At 61.5% G+C, this 2161-nt stretch carries 2 protein-coding genes; both read right to left on the bottom strand.

Annotation, left to right across the window (positions count from 1 at the left end; translation table 11 throughout):
• Positions 1 to 1335: preprotein translocase subunit SecA (locus AC1DWI_RS20590; RefSeq protein WP_477725620.1), on the bottom strand; the 1335-nt coding region annotated here is incomplete at its 3' end.
• A 212-nt stretch (positions 1336 to 1547) separates the two neighbouring features.
• On the bottom strand, positions 1548 to 2161 hold a 614-nt coding region (locus tag AC1DWI_RS20585; protein WP_477725619.1), incomplete at its 5' end, for a M23 family metallopeptidase.

The following is a 2161-nucleotide window of genomic DNA, read 5'->3' as shown; positions in this document are numbered from 1 at the left end:
GTCCTTGATCGCAGCTTCGTACTTCTCGCGGGTAGTCTTGTAGACGCGGTCCAGCTGGTCGTCGCGGCGGCTGACGCGGTTGGGCGGGATGACAGTGGTTTCGAGGCCGTAGATTTCCTGGAATTCGTAGGCTTCGGTGTCGGCCGTTCCGGTCATGCCGGCCAGCTTGCTGTACAGGCGGAAATAGTTCTGGAAGGTGATGGAGGCCAGCGTCTGGTTCTCAGCCTGGATCTGCACGCCTTCCTTGGCTTCGACAGCCTGGTGCAGGCCGTCGCTCCAGCGGCGGCCCGACATCAGGCGGCCGGTGAATTCGTCAACGATCACGACCTCGCCGTCCTGCACCACATAGTGCTGGTCGCGGTGGTAAAGCAGGTTGGCGCGCAGCGCTGCATACAGGTGATGCATCAGCGAAATATTGGCCGGATCGTACAGCGTGGCGCCTTCGGGGATCAGGCCCAGGTTGAACAGCAGGCGCTCGGCGTTCTCATGACCCTGCTCGGTCAGGAAGACCTGGTGGGTTTTCTCGTCGATGGTGTAGTCGCCGGGCTTGGTCACGCCTTCGCCAGTGCGCGGATCGGCTTCGCCTTCCTGGCGCGTCAGCAAGGGCACGACCTTGTTCATCGCCAGGTACATCTCGGTGTGGTCTTCAGCCTGGCCGCTGATGATGAGCGGCGTGCGGGCTTCGTCGATCAGGATCGAATCGACCTCGTCAACGATGGCGTAATTCAGGCCGCGCTGCACGCGGTCTGCCACCTCGTAGACCATGTTGTCGCGCAGGTAGTCAAAGCCGTATTCGTTGTTGGTGCCGTAGGTGATGTCGGAGCCGTAGGCCGCCTGCTTTTCCTCGCGCGACATGTTGGGCAGGTTGATGCCGACGGTGAGGCCCAGGAAGTTGTAGAGCTTGCCCATCCAGCGCGCGTCGCGGCTGGCCAGGTAGTCATTGACTGTCACCACATGCACGCCTTTTCCGGTCAGCGCGTTGAGGTAGACCGGCAGCGTGGCGGTGAGGGTCTTGCCCTCGCCGGTGCGCATTTCGGAAATCTTGCCGTTGTGCAGCGACATGCCGCCCAGCAGTTGCACATCAAAGTGACGCATCTTCATGACGCGTTTGCTGCCCTCCCGGACCACGGCAAAAGCTTCAGGAAGAATGGCATCGAGTTCTTCGCCTGCGGTCACCCGGTCTTTGAATTCCTGGGTTTTGGTGCGCAGCTGGTCGTCGCTCAGCTTCTCATACTCGAGTTCCAGCGCATTGATGCGTTCTACGGTTTTGCGGTAGGTTTTGAGCAGGCGGTCGTTGCGGCTGCCGAAAATTTTGGTCAGGATGTTGGAAGCCATAAATGCGAGGCCGCCTTTGACCGCTCCCGCGAGCTAGGCAATGCGGCCGAAATCCCTTTTTGTGTACGGAACCTAGGTGTGGGCGCCAACAGTTACTTCAACTGGGCCCAAACCCCTGATTTTAACTCTGCCAAGGGAGTCGCATGGCCCGCCGCCGTAAAACCGCAGCGGCAAGCCAAAAGCCGTGYACGTGGCACGGCAGCGGCAAGCGCCTAGTGGGGGCGCGGCAGCTGGGGAGCCGGCACAGCCGGCCGCGGAGAAACCGCTGCCACCGTGGGCCCGGGCAGTTTTTGCCCTGCGGTCAGGAATTTTTGCGGGTCCTGGAAGACGCCCTGGACCAGCACCTCGAAATGCAGGTGCGGACCGGTGGAACGGCCCGTGGTGCCCACTTCTGCAATCTTCTGGCCGCGCTTGATCAGGTCGCCTTTTTTGACCAGCACGCGGGACGCATGGGCGTAGCGTGTGACGAGTTCGTTGCCGTGGTCGATTTCCACCATGTTGCCGTAGGCGGGGTGGTATTCCTGCGTGACGACCACACCGCCTGCGGCGGCAAGAATCGCGGTACCCGGCTCGGACGGGAAATCCAGGCCGGTGTGCAAGGCGGAGCGCCCGTTCATCGGGTCAATGCGCCAGCCGAAAGGTGAGCCCAGATTGCCACCGGCCACCGGTTCCTGGGTGGGAACCATCATTTTCTTGATCTTCTGGTCGAAGAGGCGCGACTCCATCACGGTCATGAGATCCACGCGCTGGTCGGTCAGTTTGTCCAGGTCAGCCAGGGTAGTTTGCAGCTCTTCCATGGTCAGCGAAGGACCCGCCACCAGCACGC

The organism is Polaromonas sp. P3_C2 (genome assembly GCF_056402675.1).
The sequence above is the reverse complement of the archived record's forward strand: the minus strand, read 5'-3'. Positions and strand labels throughout refer to the sequence as shown.